General features: G+C 73.0%; 21 protein-coding genes. 12 read left to right on the top strand and 9 right to left on the bottom strand.

Features of this window, described 5'->3' with window-relative positions; all coding sequences use genetic code 11:
• Positions 1–17 precede the first annotated feature (17 nt).
• From ACYVID_RS16500 to ACYVID_RS16485, 4 genes are read right to left on the bottom strand one after another with little or no spacing between them, the layout of a single operon-like run.
• The gene (locus tag ACYVID_RS16500) at positions 18–1,229 is read right to left on the bottom strand and encodes a hypothetical protein (protein WP_460738908.1); all 1,212 of its coding nucleotides are present in this window, start codon (positions 1,227–1,229) and stop codon (positions 18–20) included.
• Positions 1,226–1,546, bottom strand: a complete 321-nt coding sequence (locus ACYVID_RS16495) for a hypothetical protein (RefSeq protein ID WP_460738906.1) — start codon at positions 1,544–1,546, stop codon at positions 1,226–1,228. Before ACYVID_RS16495 ends, ACYVID_RS16500 begins: the two co-directional genes overlap by 4 nt.
• A complete protein-coding gene (locus tag ACYVID_RS16490; RefSeq protein ID WP_460738904.1) occupies positions 1,543–1,860 on the bottom strand; it encodes an SAV_915 family protein in 318 nt (105 codons plus the stop codon). Before ACYVID_RS16490 ends, ACYVID_RS16495 begins: the two co-directional genes overlap by 4 nt.
• Positions 1,861–1,877: 17 nt before the next feature.
• A complete protein-coding gene (locus ACYVID_RS16485) occupies positions 1,878–2,555 on the bottom strand; it encodes a Crp/Fnr family transcriptional regulator (RefSeq protein ID WP_300645476.1) in 678 nt (225 codons plus the stop codon).
• A gap of 230 nt (positions 2,556–2,785) precedes the next feature.
• Here ACYVID_RS16485 and nth point away from each other — a divergent pair, with 230 nt between their 5' ends.
• From nth to ACYVID_RS16460, 5 genes are all read left to right on the top strand, one after another.
• Positions 2,786–3,490 carry an endonuclease III gene (nth, locus tag ACYVID_RS16480; protein WP_460738902.1) on the top strand — a complete coding sequence of 235 codons (705 nt, stop codon included), beginning with the start codon at positions 2,786–2,788 and terminating at the stop codon, positions 3,488–3,490.
• A complete protein-coding gene (locus ACYVID_RS16475) occupies positions 3,487–4,098 on the top strand; it encodes a TlpA disulfide reductase family protein (RefSeq protein ID WP_460738900.1) in 612 nt (203 codons plus the stop codon). The genes nth and ACYVID_RS16475 overlap by 4 nt, the downstream gene beginning before the upstream one ends.
• Complete coding sequence (locus tag ACYVID_RS16470; RefSeq protein WP_460738898.1) at positions 4,095–4,802, top strand: NUDIX hydrolase; 708 nt, start codon at positions 4,095–4,097, stop codon at positions 4,800–4,802. The genes ACYVID_RS16475 and ACYVID_RS16470 overlap by 4 nt, the downstream gene beginning before the upstream one ends.
• Positions 4,802–5,974, top strand: coding sequence for a MarP family serine protease (locus tag ACYVID_RS16465; RefSeq protein ID WP_460738896.1), 1,173 nt, complete (start codon positions 4,802–4,804; stop codon positions 5,972–5,974). Before ACYVID_RS16470 ends, ACYVID_RS16465 begins: the two co-directional genes overlap by 1 nt.
• Positions 5,975–6,238: 264 nt before the next feature.
• On the top strand, positions 6,239–6,643 hold the full coding sequence (locus tag ACYVID_RS16460) for a phage holin family protein (protein WP_460738894.1): 405 nt from the start codon (positions 6,239–6,241) through the stop codon (positions 6,641–6,643).
• A 169-nt stretch (positions 6,644–6,812) separates the two neighbouring features.
• Here the strand turns inward: ACYVID_RS16460 and nhaA are convergent, their stop codons facing one another.
• The 4 genes from nhaA to ACYVID_RS16440 all read right to left on the bottom strand — a co-directional run bounded on the left by nhaA (position 6,813) and on the right by ACYVID_RS16440 (position 12,590).
• Positions 6,813–8,081: a Na+/H+ antiporter NhaA gene (gene nhaA / locus ACYVID_RS16455; RefSeq protein ID WP_460738947.1), complete on the bottom strand. Its 1,269-nt coding sequence runs from the start codon at positions 8,079–8,081 to the stop codon at positions 6,813–6,815.
• 373 nt (positions 8,082–8,454) lie between these two features.
• Positions 8,455–10,446 carry an acetate--CoA ligase gene (gene acs, locus ACYVID_RS16450; protein ID WP_460738892.1) on the bottom strand — a complete coding sequence of 664 codons (1,992 nt, stop codon included), beginning with the start codon at positions 10,444–10,446 and terminating at the stop codon, positions 8,455–8,457.
• A gap of 175 nt (positions 10,447–10,621) precedes the next feature.
• Positions 10,622–12,214 (bottom strand): solute symporter family protein, encoded by a 1,593-nt coding sequence (locus ACYVID_RS16445; RefSeq protein WP_460738890.1) that lies wholly within the window; start codon positions 12,212–12,214, stop codon positions 10,622–10,624.
• A 1-nt stretch (position 12,215) separates the two neighbouring features.
• Positions 12,216–12,590 carry a DUF485 domain-containing protein gene (locus ACYVID_RS16440; protein ID WP_460738888.1) on the bottom strand — a complete coding sequence of 125 codons (375 nt, stop codon included), beginning with the start codon at positions 12,588–12,590 and terminating at the stop codon, positions 12,216–12,218.
• Between the two features lie 347 nt (positions 12,591–12,937).
• On the opposite strand from ACYVID_RS16440, the gene ACYVID_RS16435 reads away from it, so the two are divergent.
• From ACYVID_RS16435 to ACYVID_RS16405, 7 genes are all read left to right on the top strand, one after another.
• On the top strand, positions 12,938–14,500 hold the full coding sequence (locus tag ACYVID_RS16435; RefSeq protein WP_460738887.1) for an MFS transporter: 1,563 nt from the start codon (positions 12,938–12,940) through the stop codon (positions 14,498–14,500).
• On the top strand, positions 14,497–16,584 hold the full coding sequence (locus tag ACYVID_RS16430; protein WP_460738885.1) for a molybdopterin oxidoreductase family protein: 2,088 nt from the start codon (positions 14,497–14,499) through the stop codon (positions 16,582–16,584). Before ACYVID_RS16435 ends, ACYVID_RS16430 begins: the two co-directional genes overlap by 4 nt.
• Positions 16,581–18,017 carry an FAD-dependent oxidoreductase gene (locus ACYVID_RS16425; protein ID WP_460738883.1) on the top strand — a complete coding sequence of 479 codons (1,437 nt, stop codon included), beginning with the start codon at positions 16,581–16,583 and terminating at the stop codon, positions 18,015–18,017. Before ACYVID_RS16430 ends, ACYVID_RS16425 begins: the two co-directional genes overlap by 4 nt.
• A gap of 267 nt (positions 18,018–18,284) precedes the next feature.
• The gene (gene nirB, locus ACYVID_RS16420) at positions 18,285–20,852 is read left to right on the top strand and encodes a nitrite reductase large subunit NirB (RefSeq protein WP_460738881.1); all 2,568 of its coding nucleotides are present in this window, start codon (positions 18,285–18,287) and stop codon (positions 20,850–20,852) included.
• 23 nt (positions 20,853–20,875) lie between these two features.
• Positions 20,876–21,205, top strand: coding sequence for a nitrite reductase small subunit NirD (nirD, locus tag ACYVID_RS16415; protein WP_460738879.1), 330 nt, complete (start codon positions 20,876–20,878; stop codon positions 21,203–21,205).
• Positions 21,206–21,227: 22 nt separating this feature from the next.
• Positions 21,228–22,352, top strand: coding sequence for a uroporphyrinogen-III synthase (locus ACYVID_RS16410; protein ID WP_460738877.1), 1,125 nt, complete (start codon positions 21,228–21,230; stop codon positions 22,350–22,352).
• Positions 22,349–23,068, top strand: a complete 720-nt coding sequence (locus ACYVID_RS16405) for a sirohydrochlorin chelatase (protein ID WP_460738875.1) — start codon at positions 22,349–22,351, stop codon at positions 23,066–23,068. The genes ACYVID_RS16410 and ACYVID_RS16405 overlap by 4 nt, the downstream gene beginning before the upstream one ends.
• 76 nt (positions 23,069–23,144) lie before the next feature.
• Here the strand turns inward: ACYVID_RS16405 and ACYVID_RS16400 are convergent, their stop codons facing one another.
• Positions 23,145–23,888, bottom strand: coding sequence for a hypothetical protein (locus ACYVID_RS16400; RefSeq protein ID WP_460738873.1), 744 nt, complete (start codon positions 23,886–23,888; stop codon positions 23,145–23,147).
• Positions 23,889–24,025 lie beyond the last annotated feature (137 nt).

The raw sequence follows: 24,025 nt of genomic DNA, 5'->3' as shown, positions 1-24,025 counted from the left end.
GAGGGGTGGAAAGGCCTTCAGAAGATCGCGTCAAAGACCTCGCCTACCCCATCTCCGACGCTGCCGACAGTGTCGCCGAGCTCGCCCAACCCGTCGGAGACGGCGCCTCCCCAGTCGCCCAGACTGTCGGCGCCGGACTCGAAAAGGCTGTCGACGGCTCCGGACGTGAACGAGCCGACCACGAGCCCTACACCAGCACCGACGACGACCCCAGCGGCCGTCCCGACTCCCGGTAACGGAACGAGGGTGCCGATAGCCGCGCCTGCTGCTGCGCCGGCTAGCACACCCGAGGCGATCGAGGCCGTCGCGGGGACGGCGTTGGAGACGATGGCCTGCGTCGGCCCCTCCTCGTCCCAGTCCGAGTAGATGCCGAACCCGGCTGCCGCGACGTCGAGCACCCACAGCCCCCGAGTGAGTCCGCGCGGCAGCTCCCAGTTGGGGAGTCCCGCACGGGCGGCGGGGTGGGCGTCGTCGAGACGGTCCGCTTCGTCGAGCAGGTCGTAGAAGTGGTTCCGGTCGAGTACTCGGCCGTCAGGGGTGTAGAGGGCATCGGCGTGCACGCGCAGCTCGGCCGCCCGCGTGAGCATGGAGTCGACCTCGGCGACGAGGATGGGCGTCGTACGTCGGATGAGCTCGAGCTGGACGCCAGCTGACAGGAGCGCGGCCGCGATGTTGACGTACCTCGTGTCATGACGTGCCCAAGCCGCGCCAGCCGCGTCGAGCGCGGCCTGCCACCTGTTCCACGTGCCATTCGCGTCCTCGACACAGCGGTTCCAGGTTCGCACCCGCTGCTCGTGCTGGCGCACGCTCTCATCCCAAGCGTCCGCTTGGGCAGGTGTGGCGTCGGGTCCGGGTCTCGACCCGGACGGCCCCGGGCCCGGATGTCGGACGAAGAAGCCGTCGACTGTCAGTTCGGCGCTCATGGCGAGGGAGCGGACAGTGGCCATCTCCTCCTGTGCTTTCTCCATCGCGGTGGCAAGCGCCTCGAGGTCGACTGCGACGGCAGCGCTGATCTGCGCGCCCTCATCGGCTGCGGTGGCGAGAGTGGCCGCACGGGAAGCGAACGCCGTGGCGGCCTCGCCCTCCCAGTCTCCCCGCGCAGCCGAGCGCTGGGCGGCCACGGTGTCGCCGAGGTCGGAGAAGCCGGTGCCGAGGTCGGAGCGGAGCCAGGTGGCAACGGAGCGGATCGCCGCGCTGCTGCCCTCGATCTCGGTGTCGAGATCGCTCACGACCTGAGCCCCTGGACGAGGAAGGAGGCCGCGGCGACGGCGTCGGTGTCCTGCACCGCGACGTTGCAGTCCTCGACCGCTGCGGCCAGGACCCGGGACTCGTAGGAGAGCCTCGCCCCGGCCTCGCTCGCGGCTGCCAGGATCATCAGCAGCAGCGGCTCGGCCTGTCCGGTGCCACTCGCGGTGGGGCGCGTGCTCCCGCAGGCGTCGAGCTCGCCCGCGCCGGTGCCCAGGCCGGTCGCGACCCGCGTCAGCGTGGCGGGATCGACGACCAGGCTCGACGGGGCCGTGCCGCCCCCACCCTCGGCGGCGATCACCGCGGCTGCCTCTGAGGACCGGGCTCGCGCCGCTCCTCGGGGACGTAGACATCGGTGTAGACGACGTCGAACGGTCGGACGTCGTAGAGACGTTGGAGCTCATGGGTCGGCAGTCCGAACCACGGCTGGTCCTCGCCGCAGCAAGCGTGCAGCCTGTCGAGCGCTGAGTAGACGAGCAGGGCGGTGCGGCCGTCCTTCGTCGTGCGGTAAACCGCCTCGGCTCCCGCGGCCTCGCGCACGTGCGCGAGACAGGGGATGTAGAGGAACGGCGGGTAGTCGCGCGGGATGCGACGAGCAGTGGTGTCCGAGTCCACCGGGTGCGTCCTCCGGCTCAGCGGGCGCGGCGGCTGAGCCGCTCGACGTCCATGATCACGACCGAGCGGGGCTCCAGGCGCAGCCAGCCGCGCGAGGCGAAGTCGGCGAGCGCCTTGTTGACGGTCTCGCGGGAGGCGCCGACCAGCTGGGCGAGCTCCTCCTGCGTGAGGTCGTGGTGCACGTGGACGCCGTCGTCGGCGGTGCGGCCGAAGCGGTCGGCCAGGTCGAGCAAGGCCTTGGCGACGCGGCCGGGGACGTCGGAGAAGACCAGATCGGCCACGACGTCGTTGGCCTTGCGCAGCCGGCCGGCGAGCTGGGCGAGCAGGCCGCGGGCGACGACCGGGCGGCCCTCGAGCCAGCGCAGGAGGTCCTCGTGGGACAGCGAGGCGAAGGAGCAATCGGTGACCGCGGTGACCGTGGCCGAGCGCGGGCCCGGGTCGAAGAGCGAGAGCTCGCCGAACATCTGCCCGGGGCCGAGGATCGCCAGGAGGTTCTCGCGACCGTCGGAGGAGGTGCGGCCGAGCTTCACCTTGCCGTCGAGGACGACGTAGAGCTTGTCGCCGGAGTCGCCCTCGTGGAAGAGCACGTCGCCGCGGCGCAGCCGGTTCTCGCTCATCGAGCCGCGCAGCGCCGAGGCCGCCTCGTCGTCGAGCGCGCTGAAGAGCGGTGCCTGGCGGAGCACGTCGTTGTCCACGGGACCTCCTTGGGGAGCGGCGAGGACCAGGGCGGCCCGCGACGCACGTCTGCGTGTGACGATCCTATCGAGTGCAATTCATCACAAGCACCATCGGGGGCGCCACCCGCGTGGCGGTCCTTCCGGCAAAGTTCCTGCTCGCGTAGGGGTTCCGGGGTCCGGAGCGCGGTGAGCAGCGGTCGGTCACGGCGCACGAGCCGGCTGTCGCACCCGTCTCGTAGGGTTGCGCTGTGCCCGCGCCGGAGTCCCCCCTCGCCCTGACCCGGCGGGCCCGTCGCATCCACCGCGTGCTGGCCGAGACCTACCCCGACGCGCACTGCGAGCTCGACTTCGACGACCCGTTCCAGCTGCTCGTCGTCACCGTGCTGAGCGCCCAGACGACAGACAAGCGCGTCAACGCCGTGCGTCCCACCCTCTTCGCGGCCTACCCCGACGCCCGGGCCATGGCCGCCGCGGACCGCGAGACCCTCGAGGGGATCGTCGGCCCGCTCGGCTTCTTCCGGGCCAAGACCGAGTCGCTGCTCAAGCTCTCCGCCCACCTCGTCGAGCACCACGAGGGCCAGGTGCCGCCGAGGCTGGCCGAGCTCGTGAAGCTGCCAGGCGTGGGCCGCAAGACCGCCAACGTCGTGCTCGGCAACGCCTTCGACGTCCCGGGCATCACCGTCGACACCCACTTCGGCCGGCTCGCGCGTCGGTTCGGCTGGACCGAGGAGACCGACCCGGTCAAGGTCGAGCACGCGGTGGGGGCGCTGTTCCCCCGCAAGGACTGGACGATGCTCAGCCACCGGCTCATCTGGCACGGCCGGCGACGATGCCACGCGCAGAAGCCCGCGTGTGGTGCCTGCCCGGTCGCCCGCCTCTGCCCGGCGTACGGCGCGGGGCCGACGGACCCCGTGGCCGCGGCGAAGCTCGTGCGCACCGAGGGGCGCGCGTGAGGCGCCGGGTGGCCCGGGCGCTCGCCGTCGCGGGCGCGGCCCTCGTGCTCGCGGGCTGCTCCGACGGCGAGGCGTCGTTCGTGCCCAATCCGCCCGCCATCGACGTCGACACCGCCGAGCTGCGCGAGGCCAAGGAGGCGGCCGGCATCGAGGACTGCGTGCCCGGGACGGGCGATCCCGTCGAGGGTGGCCTGCCCGAGGTTGTGCTGCCGTGCTTCGGCGGCGGCCCGGACATCGACCTGTCGAGCCTGCGCGGGCCGATGGTGGTCAACGTGTGGGCGTCCTGGTGCGGCCCGTGCCGCCGCGAGATGCCGGTGCTGCAGGCCTTCCACGAGGAGCACGGCGAGACCGTGCCGGTCCTCGGGATCGACTTCCAGGACCCCAACACCGGCCTGGCGATGGAGCAGCTCGCCGAGCGCGGCGTCACCTACCCGTCGGTCGCCGACCCCGAGGGCGTCGTGCAGGCGGACCCGCTCCGCGTGACCGCGCTGCCCTCCACGGTCCTGGTGGCCGAGGACGGCACGATCGCGCGCGTGCTGCCCGTCGAGCTGGAGTCGGTCGAGGAGCTCGAGGACCTGGTCGAGACGCACCTGGGAGTGAGCCTGTGAGCGACGTACGACTCCCTGACTGGCTGCTGCCGGTCAAGGAGGGCGCCGAGGCGATCGACGCCCTCGACCTGACGCGGTTCACCCCGCCCGAGGACGGTTCGGCCCGCCCTGGCGCGGTCCTCATGCTCTTCGGTGAGGGGGAGCACGGCGGCGAGCTGCTGCTCACCGAGCGCGCCCACGACATGCGCAGCCACCCCGGCCAGGTCTCCTTCCCGGGCGGCTCGCTGGACCCGGGCGAGAGCGTCGAGGAGGCGGCGCTGCGCGAGGCCGAGGAGGAGGTCGGGCTCGACCCGGCCGAGGTGACGATCTTCGGCCGGCTGCCGGAGCTGTGGCTGCCGCCCTCGAACTTCGCCGTCACCCCGGTCCTGGGCTGGTGGGCCGAACGGTCGGGGGTGCACATCGCGTCGCGGGCGGAGGTGCACGCCATCCACCACGCGCCGATCGCCGAGCTGCTCGACCCCGAGCACCGCGTGACCGTGCGGCACCCGAAGGGCTACCAGAGCCCCGGCTTCCTCATCGGCCCGGACAAGGACGTCATCCTCTGGGGCTTCACCGGCGGCATCATCGCCCGCCTCTTCGACTACCTCGGCTGGACCCGGCCGTGGGACGAGACCCGCATCCAGGACCTGCCCGACTACATGCTCTCCGCCGACCACCGGGTCTCCGAGGCCGCCAAGATGCTCGACATCGAGGAGGACCTCTGATGAACCTGCTCGACTGGCTGCTCCTGCTGCTGGTGCTGGCCTACGCGCTGTCGGGCTACTGGCAGGGCTTCATCACCGGTGCCGCCGCCACCGCCGGCCTGCTGCTCGGCGGACTGCTCGGCATCTGGCTGGCACCGATCGCGCTCGGCGACGCCGACCCCTCCCTGCTGGTCTCGCTGGGCGCGCTGTTCATCGTGATCGTCGCGGCCTCGCTGGGCCAGGCCCTCTTCCAGTACGTCGGGGCCAGGCTGCGCGCGCGCATCACCTGGCAGCCCGTGCGCGCCCTCGACGCGGTCGGTGGTGCCGCGCTGAGCGCCGCGGCGGTCCTGCTGGTCGCCTGGGCCCTGGGCGTGGCGGTCTCCGGCTCCCGGATCGCCGGCATCACCCCGCTGGTGCGCTCCTCCACCGTGCTCGCCCAGGTCGACCAGGCACTCCCGACCTCCGCGGACAGCCTCCTGCAGGCCTTCAACGGCGTCGTCGGCACCGGCTTCTTCCCCCGCTACCTCGAGCCGTTCGCCCCCGAGCGGATCGTCCAGGTGGCCCCCGGCAACGAGCGGGTGCTGCGCCGTCCGGCCGTGGAGGCGGTCCGGCCCAGCGTGCTGAAGATCCGCGGCACCAACCGCTGCGGCTCCGGCATCGAGGGCAGCGGCTTCGTCTACGCGCCCGACCGGGTCATGACCAACGCCCACGTGGTGGCCGGTGTCGACGCCCCGCAGGTGCAGGTCGGCGAGGAGACCGTGCAGGGCGAGGTCGTCTACTACAACCCCGACGTCGACGTCGCGGTGGTCGAGGTCGACACCGGCACCGCGCCGGTCCTGGAGTTCGCCGACGCCGCCCCCGAGGACGCGATCGTCATCGTCGGCTACCCCGAGGACGGCCCGTACGACGTGCGCGCCGGCCGCATCCGCGCCGAGCAGCGGCTGCGCTCGCCCAACATCTACGGCACCGGCACGGTGATCCGCGAGGTCTTCTCGCTGCGTGGCCTCGTCCGTCCCGGGAACTCCGGCGGCCCGATCGTCAACCCGCGCGGCGACGTCGTCGGCGTGGTGTTCGCGGCCTCGGTCACCGACGCCGAGACCGGCTACGCCCTGACGCGCGACCAGGTGCAGACCGCGGCCGAGCAGGGTCGGGCGGGCACGGAGCCGGTCTCCACGGGGGCCTGCGCGTCCTAGGGTCCGCGGGTGGGCGCGCGGGGTCGCGGCCTCCCGGGGACGCCCGCCTCGTCGCTACCGGCCTCCTCGCTCGTGCCTCACGAGGAGGCCGCCAGACCCAACCACGCTCCTCGGCGGGCGTCCCCGTCCGGCCACGCCCCCGCGCACCCTCGGGCCGGCGGCGGGGAACCCACCCGGCGCGGGTCACCCGGGAGGGCCGGGTGGGAGGGGGCCGGTGTTCGCTAGGGTCGGGCAGTCAGCCCGAGCCGAGTCCCAGGAGTTGCAGTGGCCATCGAAGAGGTCAAGGAGACCGACCCGACCATCGGGCGTCTGGTGGCCGACGCCAGCCGTGACATCTCCACGCTCATCAGCAAGGAGATCGAGCTCGCGAAGTCCGAGCTCAAGATCAGCGCGAAGTTCGGTGGTGTGGGTGTCGGGCTCTTCGCGGCCGCCGCCTTCATCGCGGTGCTGGCCATCATCATGCTGTCGGTCGCGCTGGCCTACTTCATCCACTGGAACGGCTCGGGCCTGGACCTGCACTGGGCGTTCCTCATCGTCTTCGGCCTCTACCTGCTGCTTGCGGGCGGGATGGTCTTCGCCGGCGTCCGCAGCGTGAAGAAGGTCAAGGCGCCCGAGCGCGCGATCAAGCAGGGCAAGGAGATCCCCCGGGCGCTGAAGGGCCAGGCCTGACCCGAGGGGTGCCTCGGCGCGGTGAGGTTCAGCGGGGCGCCGCTGGGGCTGACGGGGTACCGGTGCAGGTTCAGCGTCGGGGCGTGAGGTTCAGCGGGGCGCCGCTGGATCTCCCACGGGTCGGCCCGGCACCGGCCGACCTTGTGCCCAACCTGCGTGGACAGAACACCTAGCGGCGGTCGCCCTGGAACACGTCGGGGATGCCGTCGAGGTCCTCGTCGACGGTCTCGAGCTCGTTGAGCCGCTGGTAGACCCGGTCCCGCGCCTTGAGCACGATGCTCGCCAGCGCGACCGAGGTCAGCGAGCCCACGAGGACGCCGACCTTCACGTGCTCGTCACGCTCGGAGCCGGTGCCGAAGGCCAGCTCGCCGATGAGCAGGGAGACCGTGAAGCCGATGCCCGCGAGCATCGACAGGCCGATGACGTCGACCCACGAGAGCTCGTCGTCGAGCTCGGCACGGGTGAACTTCGACAGCAGCCAGGTCGCGCCGGTGATGCCGACGGTCTTGCCGACGACCAGGCCGGTGACGACGCCCAGCGCGACCGGGTCGGTGATGGACTCGGCGAGCCCGGAGAGGCCGCCGACGGTCACCCCGGCGGCGAAGAAGGCGAAGACGGGTACGGCGAAGCCGGCGCTGATCGGGCGCACCAGGTGCTCCAGGTGCTCGGCGAGGCCGGGGCCGTCGGCGCCGTCGCGCCGCAGCACCGGCACCGTGAAGCCGAGCAGGACGCCGGCGACGGTCGCGTGCACGCCGGACTCGTGGATCAGCACCCATGCCAGGAGTGCCAGCGGCAGGAGCAGCCAGCCGGAACGGATGCGCTTCTGCACCAGCAGCGCGAAGACGGCGATGGGCACCAGGCCGAGCAGCAGGAAGGCGACGTCGAGGTCGGCGGTGTAGAAGAGCGCGATGATCGTGATGGCCAGCAGGTCGTCGACCACGGCCAGGGTCAGCAGGAAGGTCCGCAGGCCCGAGGGCAGGTGGGTGCTGATGACGGCGAGGATCGCCACGGCGAAGGCGATGTCGGTGGCGGTCGGGATGGCCCAACCCTCCAGCGCGCCGTCGGGACCGAGGTTCCAGGCGACGTAGATGAGCGCCGGCGCGATCATGCCGCCCACCGCCGCAGCCATCGGCAGCGCCGCGCGCCGCGGGTCGCGCAGGTCACCGGCGACGAACTCGCGCTTGAGCTCCAGGCCCACCACGAAGAAGAAGATCGCCAGCAGGCCGTCGGCCGCCCACGTGCCGATGGTCAGGTCGAGGTGGAGGGAGAACGCGCCGAGGTCGACCGGCTCGGAGATCGGCTTGAAGTCGCGGATCGCCTCGTAGGCGCCGGCGTAGGCGGTGTTGGCCCAGATGATCGCGATCGCGGCGCCCACGATGAGCAGCAGGCCGCCGGTCGTCTCGCCGCGCAGCACCTCCGAGACCCGACTGCTCTCCAGGAAGCTGCCGCGGCTGAAGAGCCGGGGGCTGCGGTCGGCGGGGGTGGCACCGCCGCGGGTCGTGTCCCGGCTCGAGGTCGGCGGGTCCGAGGGCTTGGGCTCGACCGGGGTGGGGTCGGCGGGCGGCTCGGAGCCGGACAGGGGGGTGTCCCGGGGACGGTCGTCGGGCTCGGACACGGGCTGCTCCTCGCAGGGGTCGCTGGCATTCCTGCCGACCAGACTTCCCGGCGCACCGAGAGACCACGCTACCGGTCCGGGTGTTCACCCCCTGCGGTGGGACGCGGCGTACCGGTGGTGCTCACCGGTACGCCGCGTCGCTCCTGGTCCGGCCCGCAGGCGGCTGCCCGGCCACCACTGGGCGGCCGGGCGGGGCTCACTCGTCGCCCTTGCCGCCCGAGAGGCCGGAGGAGATGAGGTCCATCACCGAGGAGTCGGCCAGCGTGGTGACGTCCCCGACCTCGCGGTTCTCCGCGACGTCGCGCAGCAGGCGGCGCATGATCTTGCCCGAGCGGGTCTTGGGCAGCTCGGGGACGACCATGATCTGCCGCGGGGTCGCGATCGGGCCGATCTCCTTGCGGACGTGATTGCGCAGCTCGGCGACGATGTCGTCGCCCCCGTCGCCGGCCTCCTCGCGGAGGATGACGAACGCACAGACCGCCTGGCCGGTGTCCTCGTCCTTGGCGCCCACGACCGCGGCCTCGGCGACCTTCGGGTGGGAGACCAGGGCCGACTCGATCTCGGTGGTGGACAGGCGGTGGCCCGACACGTTCATCACGTCGTCGACCCGGCCCAGCACCCACAGGTCGCCGTCGGAGTCCTTCTTGGCGCCGTCGCCGGCGAAGTAGTAGCCCTGCTTGGCGAAGCGGGACCAGTAGGTGTCCTTGAACCGCTCGTCGTCGCCCCAGATGGTGCGCAGCATCGAGGGCCACGGCTCGGTGAGCACCAGGTAGCCGCCGGAGCCGTTCGGGACGGGCGTGCCCTCCTCGTCCACGACGTCGGCCGCGACGCCGGGGATCGGGATCATCGCCGAGCCCGGCTTGCCCGCGGTGACGCCGGGCAGGGGGCTGATCATGATCGAGCCGGTCTCGGTCTGCCACCAGGTGTCGACGACCGGGGTGCGGTCGCCGCCGATGACGTGGCGGTACCAGACGTAGGCCTCGGGGTTGATCGGCTCACCGACGGAGCCGAGGAGCCGCAGCGAGGACAGGTCGCGCGCGTCGGGGATCTCGCGACCCTGCTTCATGAACGAGCGGATCGCGGTGGGGGCGGTGTAGAAGATCGTCACCCCGTGCTGCTCGATGATGTCCCACCAGCGGCCGCGCTCGGGGGAGTCGGGGGTGCCCTCGTAGAGCACCTGCGTCACGCCGTTGGCCAGCGGGCCGTAGACGATGTAGGAGTGGCCGGTCACCCAGCCGATGTCGGCGGTGCACCAGTAGACGTCGTCGTCCTTGAGGTCGAAGACCGCCCAGTGCGTGTAGGAGCAGCCCACGAGGTAGCCGCCCGTGGTGTGCAGGATGCCCTTGGGCTTGCCGGTCGTGCCGGAGGTGTACATGACGTAGAGCGGGTGCTCGGCGTCGAAGGCCTCCGGGGTGTGCTGGGTCGAGGCGCTGTCCACGGCGTCGTGCCACCACACGTCCACCGCGTCGTCCCACCCGTTGTCGCCGAGGTCCTGGCCGGTGCGGCGCACGACGAGGACCTTCTCCACGGTGTGGCCCAGCGTCTCGGCCTTGGCGCGGGCCTCGTCGACGGCCGGCTTGAGGGCCGAGGCGGCACCGCGGCGGTAGCCGCCGTCGGCGGTGACGACGACCTTGGCCTGGCAGTCCTCCAGGCGCGAGGCGAGCGCGTCGGAGGAGAAGCCGCCGAAGACGACCGTGTGCGGGGCGCCGATGCGCGCGCAGGCCAGCATCGTGACGACGGCCTCGGGGATCATCGGCATGTAGATCGCGACCCGGTCACCGGCCTCGACACCGAGGTCGGTGAGGGCGTTGGCGGCCTGGGAGACCAGGTCCTGCAGCTCGGCGTAGGTGATCGAGCGCGTGTCACCGACGGGCTCGCCGACGAAGTGGATCGCGACCTTGTCGCCGCGCCCGGCCTCGACGTGCCGGTCGACGCAGTTGTACGCCGCGTTCAGCTTCCCCCCGACGTACCACTTCGCGAAGGGCGGGTTGCTCCAGTCGAGGACCTGCGTGAACGGCTCGGCCCAGGTGATCCGCTGCGCCTGCTCGGCCCAGAAGCCCTCGCGGTCCGCGGCGGCGCGGTCGTAGGCCTCGGCGGTGAGGTTGGCGTGCGCCGCCAGCTCGGCGGGCGGCTCGAAGCGGCGGTCCTCCTGGAGCAGGTTGGCCAGGGTCTCATCGGTGTTGCTCACGTCGTCATCTCCTGCGCGGGATCGAAGGGGTGGCCCGGCTCACACTAGGCCGGGCGGGAAGGGGAGGTCACCCACGGTGCGGGTGGGCTGGTTGCAAGCCGGTTGCGAAGCAGTCTGTGCGCGACACCGGGGCCGTCGGGGGAGCACCCCGACGACCCCGGTCGACACGTGACCGTCAGTGGATGACGGCCTCCTCGGCGCCGGCGCCGGTGAGCGCGCGGACCTCGAGCTCGGTGTAGCGGTCGGCGGCGGCCGGCTCCTTGCTGGTGACGCTGCCCAGCCAGCCCAGGAAGAAGCCCAGCGGGATGGAGACGATGCCGGGGTTGCTGAGCGGGAACCAGGACCAGTCGCCGCTGGTGAACAGCGCCGTCTCCGAGCCGGAGACCACCGGGGAGAAGAACACCAGGCCGACGGCGCTGATCAGACCGCCGTAGATGCTCCACACGGCACCGCGGGTGTTGAAGCCGCGCCAGAACATGTTGTAGACGATCGCCGGCAGGTTGGCCGAGGCCGCGACGGCGAAGGCCAGCGCCACCAGGAAGGCGATGTTGAGGTTCTGGGCCGGGATGGCCAGGACGATCGCGACCAGGCCGATGCCGGCGGCGGCGTACCGGGTCACGCGGATCTCGTCCTGCTCGCTCGCGGTGCCCTTCTTGATCACGCTGTTGTAGATGTCGTGCGCGACCGAGGCGGACGAGGTGAGCACCAGCCCGGCGACCACCGCGAGGATCGTGGCGAAGGCGACCGCCGCGATGAGGGCCAGCAGGATGGCGCCGCCGGTCGAGCCGGCACCGCCGCCGACGGCCTCGGCCAGCTTCGGCGAGGCCAGGTTGCCGGCCGAGTCGAGGGTGGAGGTGTCGAGCAGGGCCGCGGCGCCGAAGCCGAGCACCAGCGTGAAGAGGTAGAAGACCCCGATCAGGCCGATCGCCCACAGCACCGACTTCCGGGCGTCGCGCGAGGTCGGGACGGTGTAGAAGCGGATCAGGATGTGCGGCAGGCCGGCGGTGCCGAGCACCAGGGCCAGGCCGAGGGAGATGAAGTCGATCTTGGACGTCGCCGTCGCGCCGTACCGCAGGCCCGGCTCGAGGAACGCCTGGCCGGCACCGGAGTTGGAGGCGGCCGCGCCGAGCATGTCGGAGATGTTGAAGTCGAACTTCGCCAGCACCAGCACGACGATGAGCGCCGAGCCGGTCATCAGCAGGACCGCCTTGACGATCTGGACCCAGGTGGTGCCCTTCATCCCGCCGACGGTGACGTAGAAGATCATCAGCGCGCCGACGGCGAAGATCGTGAGGTTCTTGGTGGTCTGGCTGTCGACGCCGAGCAGCAGGGCCACGAGCGCACCCGCACCGACCATCTGGGCCAGCAGGTAGAAGATCGACACGACGACGGTCGAGGTCGCGGCCGCGGTGCGGACCGGGCGCTGGCGCATCCGGAAGGCCAGCTGGTCGGCCATCGTGTAGCGGCCGGAGTTGCGCAGCATCTCCGCCACCAGCAGCAGGGCGACCAGCCAGGCGACCAGGAAGCCGATGGAGTAGAGGAACCCGTCGTACCCGTAGAGCGCGATCGCGCCGGAGATGCCGAGGAAGGACGCGGCCGACATGTAGTCGCCGCCGATCGCGAGCCCGTTCTGGAAGCCGGAGAACGACCGGCCCCCGGCGTAGAAGTCGTTGGTGCCGGAGGACTGACGGCTGGCCCAGAAGGTGATGCCGACGGTCAGGGCGACGACGGCGAGGAACAGGATCGTGGTGAGGACCTGGCTGCTCATCTCAGCGCACCTCCGCCTGCTCGGCGCGGTAGCGCTCGTCCAGGGCGCGGGCGCTCGGGTCGAGGTGCTTGTTCGAGTAGCGGCTGTAGAGCCACGCGATGAGGAAGGTCGTCGCGAACTGGAGCAGGCCGAAGACCAGCGCGACGTTGATGTTGCCCACGACCTTGATCGCCATGAAGTCGGTGGCGTAGTTCGACATGAGCACGTAGAGCAAATACCAGCTCAGGAACGCCACGGTGGCCGGCAGCACGAAGCCGCGGTAGGCCTTGCGCAGGGCGGCGAACTCGTCGCTGGCGTGCAGGTGGTCGTAGACCGGGTCGTGGCGGGCGGCCTGGTCGTGGCCGTGGCTCCCGGCCGGCTCGTGTGTGGTAGGCACTGCAACCTCCTGGTGTCGCGCGGGTCGCACGGACGTGTGACCGCGATCACGCTAGGGAGCGGGCATGCCGGTTGTGGATGCCCCGGGAGCCGCTCGTCGCCCAGTGGCGCCCGCGCGCGCCGAACGGTCGTCCTCGTACGACGAGCGGTGCGCCCGGCCGCACGAGCGCGGCCCGGGGGTGGCGTGGGCGTGAGCCCGAGGCCGGCGTGAGGTCGTGAGGTGGAGTTGACGGCGTCGTTGCGCAGGGGCCACGGCGGCGGAACCTGTGCCGCCCAGGGTGGTGACCACGGCGCCGCTCGGGCGCCCTGAGGTCACCCGGACGCACCGACACCCGCAGGAGCCGCACCATGACACCGACCACAAGCACGGCCTCGGACACCACTGCCGACTCCGCCGTCGCGAGCGCCCCCGGAACGGCGGTGCCGGCCGGGACGCCCCGGCGCCGGCGTACCGGCCGGTGGATCGACGAGTGGACCCCCGAGGACCCGGCGTTCTGGGAGGGCGGGGGCCGGAGGGTGGCCCGCCGCAACCTGGTCTGGTCGATCTTCGCCGAGCACCTGGGCTTCTCGGTCTGGCTGATCTGGTCGGTCTCGGCGGCGATGCTGGGCTCGCAGTTCGGCTACAGCCCGCAGCAGCTGTTCTTCCTGGTCGCCGCCCCCAATCTGGTCGGCGCGCTCATCCGGGTGCCCTACACCTTCGCGGTGCCGGTCTTCGGTGGCCGCAACTGGACGGTCGTGAGCGCGCTGCTGCTCCTCGTGCCGACGCTGCTCTTCGTGGTGGCGGTGCAGGACACCTCGACGCCGTACTGGGTGATGGTGGTGATCGCCGCGACCGCCGGCCTGGGAGGCGGCAACTTCGCCTCCTCGATGGCCAACATCAACGCCTTCTACCCGGCCGACAAGAAGGGCGCGGCACTCGGGCTGAACGCCGCCGGCGGCAACATCGGCGTGGCCGTGATCCAGCTCTTCTTGCCGGTCATGGTCGGCGCCGCCGGCATCTTCGGCCTGGTGCAGGCCTCCGAGGGCGGCATCCACCTCGAGCGCGCCGGCTGGGTCTACGTCGGGCTTGCGCTCGTGGCGGCCGCGGCCGCCTACCTGTTCATGGACAACCTCGGCACGGCCTCGGGCTCCACCCGCGAGACCGCTGCCGTCGTGCGGCGCCGCCAGACGTGGGTGATGAGCCTGCTCTACATCGGCACCTTCGGGTCCTTCATCGGCTACTCCGCGGCCATGCCGCTGCTGATCAAGATGCACTTCTCCCTCGTCGACGCCACGAGCGGCGCCGTCGTGGGCGGCATCAACTTCGCCTTCTTCGCCTTCCTCGGCGCGCTGGTCGGCTCCATCACGCGGCCCTTCGGCGGGTGGCTCTCGGACCGCCTCGGCGGTGCGCGGGTCACGGTCGGCGCCTTCGTCGGCCTGGTCCTCTCCACCGCCGGCGTGCTGTGGACGCTCAACCAGCTGACCCCGATCGCCGCCGCCAGCGACCCCGCTGCTGCCGCGGCCGCCAACCGCGAGTGGTTCCCGGTGTTCCTCGGCTGCTTCCTGCTCGTCTTCGCCGCGACCGGCATCGGCAACGGTTCGACCTACCGGATGATCCCCACCATCTGGCGTTTCGAGGCCACCGAGCGGCTCGCCGACGGTGGGGCGCCCGACCCGACCGCCCCCGCGTGGCGCGAGGCCGTGCTGCGGGCGACCAAGGAGTCCTCGGCGGCCGTCGGCATCATCGGCGCCGTGGGTGCCCTGGGCGGCTTCCTCATCCCGATGATGTTCGGCGCCCCGTGGGTGGAGGACCCGCTGTCCTCGGTGCGCACCGCGTTCGCCCTGTTCATCGGCTACTACGTCGCCTGTGGGGCGCTGACCTGGGCGGTCTACCTCCGACGCGGGTCCAGGCTGGCAGCGGCCGGCGCATGACCGCGGCGACCACCGGCCGGCCCTCGCCCACCCCCGCCACCACCGACACCCACTGCCCCTACTGCTCGCTGCAGTGCGGGATGCGGCTGGAGGGGCGGCGCACGACGACCGTGCAGCCGTGGGTTGACTTCCCGGTCAACGAGGGCGGGCTGTGCCGCAAGGGCTGGACCGCGACCGGCCTGCTCGGCCACCGGGAGCGGCTGACCACCCCGCTGGTGCGCGACCGCGCCACCGGGGCCTGGTCGGCCGTTTCCTGGGACCAGGTCCTCGACCTGGTCGCGGAGCGGCTGCGTGCCGTCCAGGCCGCGTACGGGCCCGACGGCGTCGCGGTCTTCGGCGGGGGCGGGCTGACCAACGAGAAGGCCTACAGTCTCGGCAAGCTCGCGCGGGTCGCGCTCGGCACCAGCCAGATCGACTACAACGGCCGCTGGTGCATGAGCTCGGCCGCCTCGGCCTCGACCCGGGCCTTCGGGATCGACCGCGGCCTGCCCTTCCCCCTGGCCGACGTCGAGCACGCCGACGTCGTGGTGCTGGTCGGCTCCAACCTCGCCGAGACCATGCCCCCGGCTGCCCGCCACCTCGACCGCTGCCGCGAGAACGGCGGCCGCGTCGTGGTCGTCGACCCGCGGCGCACCCCCACCGCGGACCGCGCCGACCTGCTGGTGCAGCCGGTCCCCGGCGGCGACCTCGCCCTGGCGCTGGGTGTGCTGCACCTGCTGGTCGCCGGCGGCCACGTCGACGAGGAGTACGTCGCCACCCGGACCGTCGGGTGGGAGGCCGTGCGCGAGGCGGTCGCGGCGTGGTGGCCCGAGCGGGTCGAGCGGGTCACCGGCGTCGCCGCTGACGAGGTCCGTGCCCTGGCGGCGCTCCTGGCCGGGGGCGAGCGGGTCGTCGTGCTGACGGCCCGCGGTGCCGAGCAGCACGCCCAGGGATCCGACACGGTGCTGGCTTGGATCGACGTCGCGCTCGCCCTCGGCATGCCGGGGAAGCCGCACGCCGGCTACGGCTGCCTCACCGGCCAGGGCAACGGCCAGGGCGGGCGCGAGCACGGCCAGAAGGCCGACCAGCTCCCCGGCTACCGGCTCATCGACGACCCGGCCGCACGCGCCCACGTCGCCGCGGTCTGGGGCGTGGAACCCGACTCGCTGCCGGGACGGGGCCGGTCGGCGTACGAGCTGCTCGAGGCGCTGGGCACGGAGGACGGACCGCGCGCGCTGCTCGTGCACGGGTCGAACATCGTGGTCTCCGCGCCCCACGCCACCCGCGTGCAGGAGCGGCTGGAGTCGCTGGACCTGCTGGTCGTCTGCGACCTGGTGATGAGCGAGACCGCCGCGCTGGCCGACGTCGTGCTGCCGGTGACCCAGTGGGCGGAGGAGACCGGCACGATGACCAACCTCGAGGGCCGGGTCGTGCTGCGGCAGGCGCACCGGCCGGCCCCGGACGGCGTGCGCTCGGACCTGGAGGTCATCGCCGGTCTCGCCGAGCGGCTGGGCTCACCGGTGCCGTTCAGCGCGGACCCGGAGGAGGTGTTCGACGAGCTCGGCCGGGCGTCGGCGGGTGGGAGGGCCGACTACGCCGGCATCACCTACGACCGGATCCGTGCCGAGCACGGGGTCTTCTGGCCCTGCCCGGCGGCCGACCACCCGGGCACCCCGCGGCTCTTCGCCGACTCCTTCCCGACCCCCGACGGGCGGGCCCGCTTCCACGCGGTCGAGCACCGCGGCCCGGCCGAGGCGCCCTGCGGGGACTACCCGCTGCACCTCACGACCGGTCGGGTGCTCGCGCAGTACCAGTCCGGCGCCCAGACCCGCCGGGTGCGCGACCTCCCCGACGACGGCGCCTTCGCCGAGCTCCACCCCCTGCTGGCCGCGCGGATCGGGGTCGCGGACGGCATGGCGGTGCGGGTCGCCACCCGGCGCGGGACGCTGCGCGTGCCTGCCCGGGTGGTGACCACGATCCGGCCCGACACCGTCTTCGTGCCGTTCCACTGGCTCGGGGTCAACCGGTTGGTCAACGACGCCCTCGACCCGGCCAGCCGGATGCCGGAGTTCAAGGTGTGCGCGGCCCGGGTGGAGGCGGGGTGAGCGGGGAGAGTGGTCTCGACGCCCGCGAGCGCCTGGTCGTCGTCGGGAACGGCATGGCCGCGACCCGGCTGGTCGAGGGCCTGGTGGCGGGCGGGTACGCCGGTGAGGTGACCGTACTCGGCGACGAGCCGGTGCCGGCGTACAACCGGATCCTGCTCTCGGCCGTGCTCGAGGGCACCCACGCGGCCGACGCGCTGACCCTCCGCTCGCCGCAGTGGTACGCCGAGCACGGGATCACCCTGCGCACCGGCGCGCGGGTGCTCGCGGTGGACCGCGACCACGGCGACGTGATGCTCGTCGACGGGACCCTGGTGCCCTTCGACCGGCTGGTCCTGGCGACCGGAGCGATCCCCACGCTGCCGCCGATCCGCGGTCTGGTGCGCGCGGACGGCTCGCTGCACCCGCGGGTGCACGCCTTCCGCAGCCTGGCCGACTGCGACGGACTGCTCGAGGCGGTCCCCGGCGCGCGTCGCGCGGTGGTGGTCGGTGGCGGGCTGCTCGGCCTGCAGGTCGCGCGGGCCCTGTCGGTGCGGGCCGGGCTCGACGTGGAGGTCGTCGAGGGCGGGGAGCACCTGCTGCACCGGCAGGTGCCGCCGCCCGCGGGTGCGGTGCTGCGGCGCAGCCTGGCCCGGCTCGGAACGACGGTCTACACCGGCGCCCGGGCGGTCCGGCTGCACGACCACGGCGGGTCCGTCGGCGTACGCCTCGACACCGGGCCGGTCCTCGACACCGACCTGGTCGTCCTCACCGCCGGCGGGCGCCCGAGCACCGCGCTGGCCCGCGCCGCGGGCCTGGAGGTACGCCGCGGGGTGGTCGTCGACGACCACCTCACGTCGCCGACCGACCCGCGGGTCCACGCGATCGGCGACTGCGCCGAGCACCGCGGCGTGACGACCGGCTTCGTGCCGCCCGCCTGGGAGCAGGCGCAGCTGCTGGCGGCCCGGCTGTGCGGGGCCGACGTCGCCCACGAGGGCTCGCGGTCGGTGGCGCGGCTGCGGGCGACCGACCTGGACGTGGCGGTGCTGGGCGACCCGGTGCACGAGCCCGGGGAGGTCGTCGAGGTCGCCAACCCGCTCGCCGGCCGCCACGCGCGGCTGGTCGTCCGCGACGGCGTGGTCGTCGCGGCCGCGCTCGTGGGTGACCTCGGTCGGGTCGGGCTCATCACCCAGCACTACGACCGCGGCACCGTCCTCGGCCCCACCGAGCCCGGCGACCTGCTGCTGCCGGACCCGGTCGCCGCCCCGCCCGTGCTGCCCGACGACGCGGAGGTCTGTGCCTGCGCCGGCGTCACCGCCGGCGCGGTGCGCGCCTGTGCCTCGCTCGCCGAGGCCCGCGAGACCACCCGGGCCACCACCGGCTGCGGCGGGTGCGCGTCGGTCTGCGCGTCACTGGTCGGTCGAGCAGGCGAGCTTCAGCGAGCCGTCGTCCCCTGATGGTCGAGCAGGCGAGCGCCAGCGAGCCGTCGTCGAGACCGCGGCACCTGCTCGTGGTCGCCGACCACAGGCAGCTCACGCGGTCTCGACACGCCTGTCGCGCCTTCGTCCCTCAGGCGCGGGCTCGCTCGACCTTCGGCCGCGACGCCGCCCCTCCTCCGTCGGGTCGGCTGCGGCCTCGCGGCCTCGTGAGGTCGTGAGGCAGCTGCAACACAGGTCGTCACGAGGCGTGACGACCGGGCAACCGGGGCCGCCGAGGCTGGAGCCATGAGTCCCACGCACCGCCAGCGCCTCGTCGTGGTCGGCCACGGCATGGTCGGCCACCGATTCGTCCAGGCCGCGATCGAGCGCGGCCTCACCGAGACCCACGACGTGATCGTGCTGGGGGAGGAGCCGCGGCCGGCGTACGACCGGGTCGCGCTCACCTCCTGGTTCGGCTCCGGCGCGGACGCCCTCTCCCTCCTCCCGTCGGGGGAGTACGACGACCCGCGGGTCTCCTTGCGCACCGGGACCGCCGTGCAGGCGATCCGGCCGGAGGCGCGGACGCTCACCCTGGCCGGGGGCGAGGTCCTGGCCTACGACCGGCTGGTGCTCGCCACGGGCGCCGCACCGTTCGTGCCGCCGGTGCCGGGCCGCGAGCTCGACGGCTGCTTCACCTACCGCACGATCGAGGACCTGGAGGCGATCCGCGACGCGGCGGCGACGGCGACCTCGGGCGTCGTCATCGGCGGCGGCCTGCTCGGGCTCGAGGCCGCCAACGCCCTGGTGCAGCTGGGGCTGGAGACCCACGTCGTGGAGATGGCGCCCCGGCTGATGCCGGTGCAGCTCGACGAGGCCGCGGGCGCGACGCTGGTGCGGCACATCGAGAAGCTGGGCGTCACCGTGCACACCGGGGTCGCGACCGAGGTGATCACCGGCACCGACCGCGTGGACGGGCTGGCCTTCAAGGACGGGGAGCGCGTCGACGCCCAGGTCGTGGTCTTCTCGGCGGGCATCCGGCCCCGCGACGCCCTGGCCCGCGAGGCGGGGCTGGCGGTCGCGGAGCGCGGCGGCGTGCTCGTGGACGAGCAGTGCCGCACCAGCGACGAGCGCATCCACGCCATCGGCGAGTGCGCGGCGCCGGGCGGTCGGATGTACGGCCTCGTGGCGCCGGGCTACGACATGGCCGAGGTGGTCGTCGACGCGCTGCTCGACGGCGCAGGCACCTTCACGGGCGCCGACATGTCGACCAAGCTCAAGCTCCTCGGCGTCGACGTCGCGTCCTTCGGCGACGCCTTCGCCACGACCGACGGTGCCCTCGAGCTCGTCTACTCCGACGCCGTCGCGGGGGTCTACAAGAAGCTGGTCGTCAGCGACGACGGCACCCGGCTGCTCGGCGGGATCCTGGTCGGCGACGCCTCGGCGTACGGCATCCTGCGCCCGATGGTGAGCAGCGGCATCGCGCTGCCCGACAACCCCGAGGAGCTGATCCTGCCCGCGGGGCGCGGCGGTGGGGCGACCGGCGTCGCGGCGCTGCCCGACGAGGCGCAGGTCTGCTCGTGCAACAACGTCAGCAAGGGCGACATCACGAGCGCGCTGGACGAGCACGACTGCGAGGACGTCGCGGCGGTCAAGAAGTGCACCGGCGCCGGCACCACGTGCGGCTCCTGCGTCGGCACGATCAAGGCGATCGTCGAGGACCACTTCGCGAAGGCGGGCAAGGAGGTCAGCCGCGCGCTGTGCGAGCACTTCGGCCTCTCGCGCAGCGAGCTCTTCGAGGTCGTCGCGATCCACGGGCACCGCACCTTCGACGAGATCGTCGAGGCCCACGGCACCGGCCGCGGGTGCGACGTCTGCAAGCCGGCGGTCGCCTCGATCCTGGCCAGCCAGCTCAACGGGCACGTGCTCGCGCCGGAGAACCGCACGCTGCAGGACACCAACGACGCCTACCTCGCCAACATCCAGCGCAACGGCACCTACTCCGTCGTCCCGCGCATCCCCGGCGGCGAGATCACCCCGGAGAAGCTCATCGTCATCGGTGAGGTCGCGCGCGACTTCGGCCTCTACACCAAGATCACCGGCGGCCAGCGGATCGACCTGTTCGGTGCCCGGATGGAGCAGCTGCCCGAGATCTGGAAGCGGCTGGTCGACGCCGGCTTCGAGTCCGGCCACGCCTACGGCAAGTCCCTGCGCACGGTGAAGTCGTGCGTGGGCTCGACCTGGTGCCGGTACGGCGTGCAGGACTCGGTCGGGATGGCGATCGCCCTGGAGCTGCGCTACCGCGGGCTCAGGTCCCCCCACAAGCTCAAGGGCGGCGTCTCCGGCTGTGCCCGGGAGTGCGCGGAGGCCCGCTCGAAGGACTTCGGGATCATCGCCACCGAGAAGGGCTGGAACCTCTACGTCGGCGGCAACGGCGGCGCGACCCCCGTGCACGCGCGGCTGCTCGCCGGCGACCTCGACGACGAGACGCTCGTGCGCTACCTCGACCGCTACCTCATGTACTACATCCGCACCGCGGACCGGCTGCAGCGCACCGCCCCCTGGGTGGACTCGCTCGAGGGCGGCCTGGACCGGCTGCGCGAGGTCGTCGTCGACGACGTGCTCGGGCTTGGCTCGGAGCTCGAGGCCGCGATGGCGCGGCACGTGGCGACGTACGTCGACGAGTGGGCCGCCACGCTGGAGGACCCCGACAAGCTGGCCCGGTTCGTCTCCTTCGTCAACGCCCCGGACCTGCCGGACCCGCACATCTCCTTCGAGGTCGAGCGCGAGCAGATCGTGCCGGCCGCACCCGTGCCCCTGGGCGCGAGCATCCCCGTCGGCGCCCCGAACGCCCCGGCCCCGGTGGCGGGCCGGTGACCGCCGCGGTGGAGCAGGACCAAGTGACCTGGGTGGCGGTGTGCCCGCTGGAGGCGATCGCGCGGGAGTCCGGCGTGGCCGCGTGGGTGCACGGGGAGGCGGTGGCGGTCTTCCGCGACCACCTCGACCAGGTGCACGCCCTCTCCAACCTCGACCCCGCCACCGGCGTCTCGGTCCTGGCGCGCGGCATCGTGGGGACCCGCGGCGGCGTACCCTTTGTCGCATCGCCGCTGCACAAGCAGCCCTACCGGCTCAGCGACGGCGTGTGCCTCGACGACGAGGCGGTGCGGGTGCCGACGTACGCCGTGCGCCTCGTCGACGGCGTGGTGCAGGTCGGCCCCCGCAGGACCTGACGCCTTGCAGGAGGAGACCCCCGTGACCGCGACGCTCGCCGGCTTCCGGGTCGCGGTGACCGCCGCCCGCAAGGCGGAGGAGCAGATCGCCCTGCTCGAGCGGCGCGGCGCGGTCGTCGAGCACGCCCCCGCGCTGACGCTGGACCCCCACCGGGTCGACGAGGAGGCCCTGCACGCGGCCACCGAACGGGTCGTCGCCGCACCGCCGGACATGTTCCTCGCCACGACCGGCATCGGGATGCGGGCGTGGTTGGAGGCCGCCGAGGGCTGGGGGCTGCGTGACGCGCTGGTGCAGGCCCTGTCCGGCGCCGAGATCCTGGCCCGCGGACCGAAGTCGGTCGGTGCGCTGCGGCGGGCGGGGCTGCGCGAGCTGTGGGCGCCGGAGTCCGAGCTCTTCGAGGACGTCCTCGACCACCTGCGGGGCCGTGACCTCACCGGGCGCCGGATCGTGGTGCAGGAGCACGGCCAGTCGTTGTCGATGGTGGCCCACGCGCTGCGCCGGCAGGGGGCCGAGGTCGAGAACGTCACCGTCTACCGGGTGATCTCCGCCGAGGACCCCGCGCCGATGTTCGCGATGGTCGAGCGCGTCGCCGACGGCCTGGTCGATGCCGTCACCTTCACCTCCGCGCCGGCGGTCGCCACGATGATGGACTGCGCGGCCGCGGTCGGCCGGCGCGACGACCTGGTCTCGGCGTTCCAGGCCGACGTCGTCGCGGTGTGCGTCGGGCCCGTGACGGCGGCCGCCTTCGAGATGTGGGGCGTGCCCACGATCTACCCGCCCGACCGCTCCCGGCTCGGGGCGATGGTCAGGCTGATGGAGACCGAGCTGCCCTCGCGGCGCTCGGGTCTGAGCGTCGACCTCGTGGGTGGGCACCAGCTGCTCCTGCACGGCGACCAGGTGCTCCTCGACGGGGTGGAGGTCAAGCTGTCGCCGGCACCGCTGTCGGTGCTGCAGGCACTGGTCGCCGCTCCCGGGCACGTCATCCCGCGGCCGGCCCTGCTGGCGATGCTGCCCTCGGGCACGGCCTCCTCCGAGCACGCCGTCGAGATGGCGGTCGCGCGGCTGCGCGCGGCGCTCGGCACCCGGTCCGTCCAGACGGTCGTCAAGCGGGGCTATCGGCTGGCGGTGGCATCGTGGGAGTCGTGAGCCTCGCCAGACACCCCGGGCAGCCCGCGGGCAGCGCCGCCGCGCTCGTCACGGTCGCGCACGGCACCCGCCGTGCCGGCGGCAACGAGATCGCCCGACAGATCACCCACGGGGCCGGCATCGCCCTCGGGGTCGAGTCGACGGCGGCGTACGTCGAGCTGAGCGAGCCGCTCCTCGAGGACGTCGTGCGCGGGCTGGACCGACCGGCCGCGGTGGTGCCGCTGCTGCTGTCGACCGGGTACCACGTGCGCACCGACCTGCCGGCCGCGTGCGCGGGGGCCCCGGCCCACGCGCCGGTCGTGCTCGGCCGCCCGCTGGGACCCGACCCGCTGCTCGCCGCCGCTCAGGTCGCCCGGCTGGAGGCCGCCGGGATCGAGCCCGGCACCCCGCTGGTCCTCGTCGCCACCGGCTCCACCGACCCCAAGGCCTGGCGCGACCTGCGCGCCGCCTCCCACCTCCTCGCCGACCAGTGGGGCACCCCGATCCGCACCGCCACGCTCACCGGCCTCGGTCCGCGCCCGGAGGCGGTCCTGCGCCCGGGCGACGCGGTGTCGCCGTACCTGCTCTCGCCGGGGCTCTTCTCCCGCCGGCTCTTCGAGCTGTGCGACGAGCTCGGCCACCCGTACGCCGACGTCATCGGCCCGCACCCGCTGGTGATCGACCTGGTCGCCGACCGCTACCGCTCGCTGGTCGCCGGGGTGGCCGCGACCGCCTGAGGTGCGGGGGGACGTCATGCGCCGCGCACCGGTGGACGTCCTGTCCGCATGACGTCCCGGGAGTGAGGGCGCCGGGTCAGCGGGTTCGCGGGACGCGGAAGACGACCTTTCCGAGGGTGCTCTCGCCCACGAGGTTCACCGCGCGGACGCGCAGCACGTGGCGGCCGCGGTCCAGCGCGAGGGAGATCTGCCGGTAGCCCAGCCCCGGGTTGGCCACGATGCCGCCGCCGTCGATCCGGAAGGGCTCCTCGCCCTTGAACCGGAGCACGAAGTCGGTGATGCCGGAGCCTCGACCGTGGGCATACCAGCCGACAGTGGTCCTGGGGCCGCTGTGCTCGACCGAGAACCTCCAGGGGCGGCGGGGCACGTCGGGCCCGATGACGGTGCGGGTCACCGATGCCTCGTTGCCGGCGAGGTCGCGGGCGTAGAACGTGAGCTCGTGCAGACCCGGTCCGTCCAGCCAGGTCTCGGTGACGTAGTCGTAGTCGCTGACCACGTCGTTGTACGGCTGCCCCCACAGACCGTAGGGGCTGAATCCCGTCCCGTCGTCATACACGCGCTCGCTCAGGACGACGTCTCCGGACCGGACGCCGGCGACGGCCAGCCCCTCCACGGGGTCCACGCGGGACTCGGCCACCCAGACCGCGTCCCGCTGGGAGCAGGCCTCGCCGAGCGGGACCTCCGGGCACGGGTCGAGCCGCACCTGCGGGGGCGTGGTGTCCGGCTCCTCGGTGGTGGCCGCCGAGGCCGGGACCAGCAGGCCGGCCCCCAGCAGGGAGACGACGGCGGCGGTCAGGGCGGTTCCGAGGGGTCCGAGCACGAGAGAAAGGGGCTCTTCACAGACCGGGGTGTAGTAGGGGTCTGAAGCCGCCGGTCTCAAGCAGGCTCCTGGCGATGTAGTTGGTCAGGTTGCGGAACCCGAGCGCTGATCCGCGTAGGTGCTCGAGCCGTCCGTTG

This window comes from Nocardioides ginkgobilobae, assembly GCF_054781275.1.
This window is presented reverse-complemented; position numbering and strand designations above follow the sequence as displayed.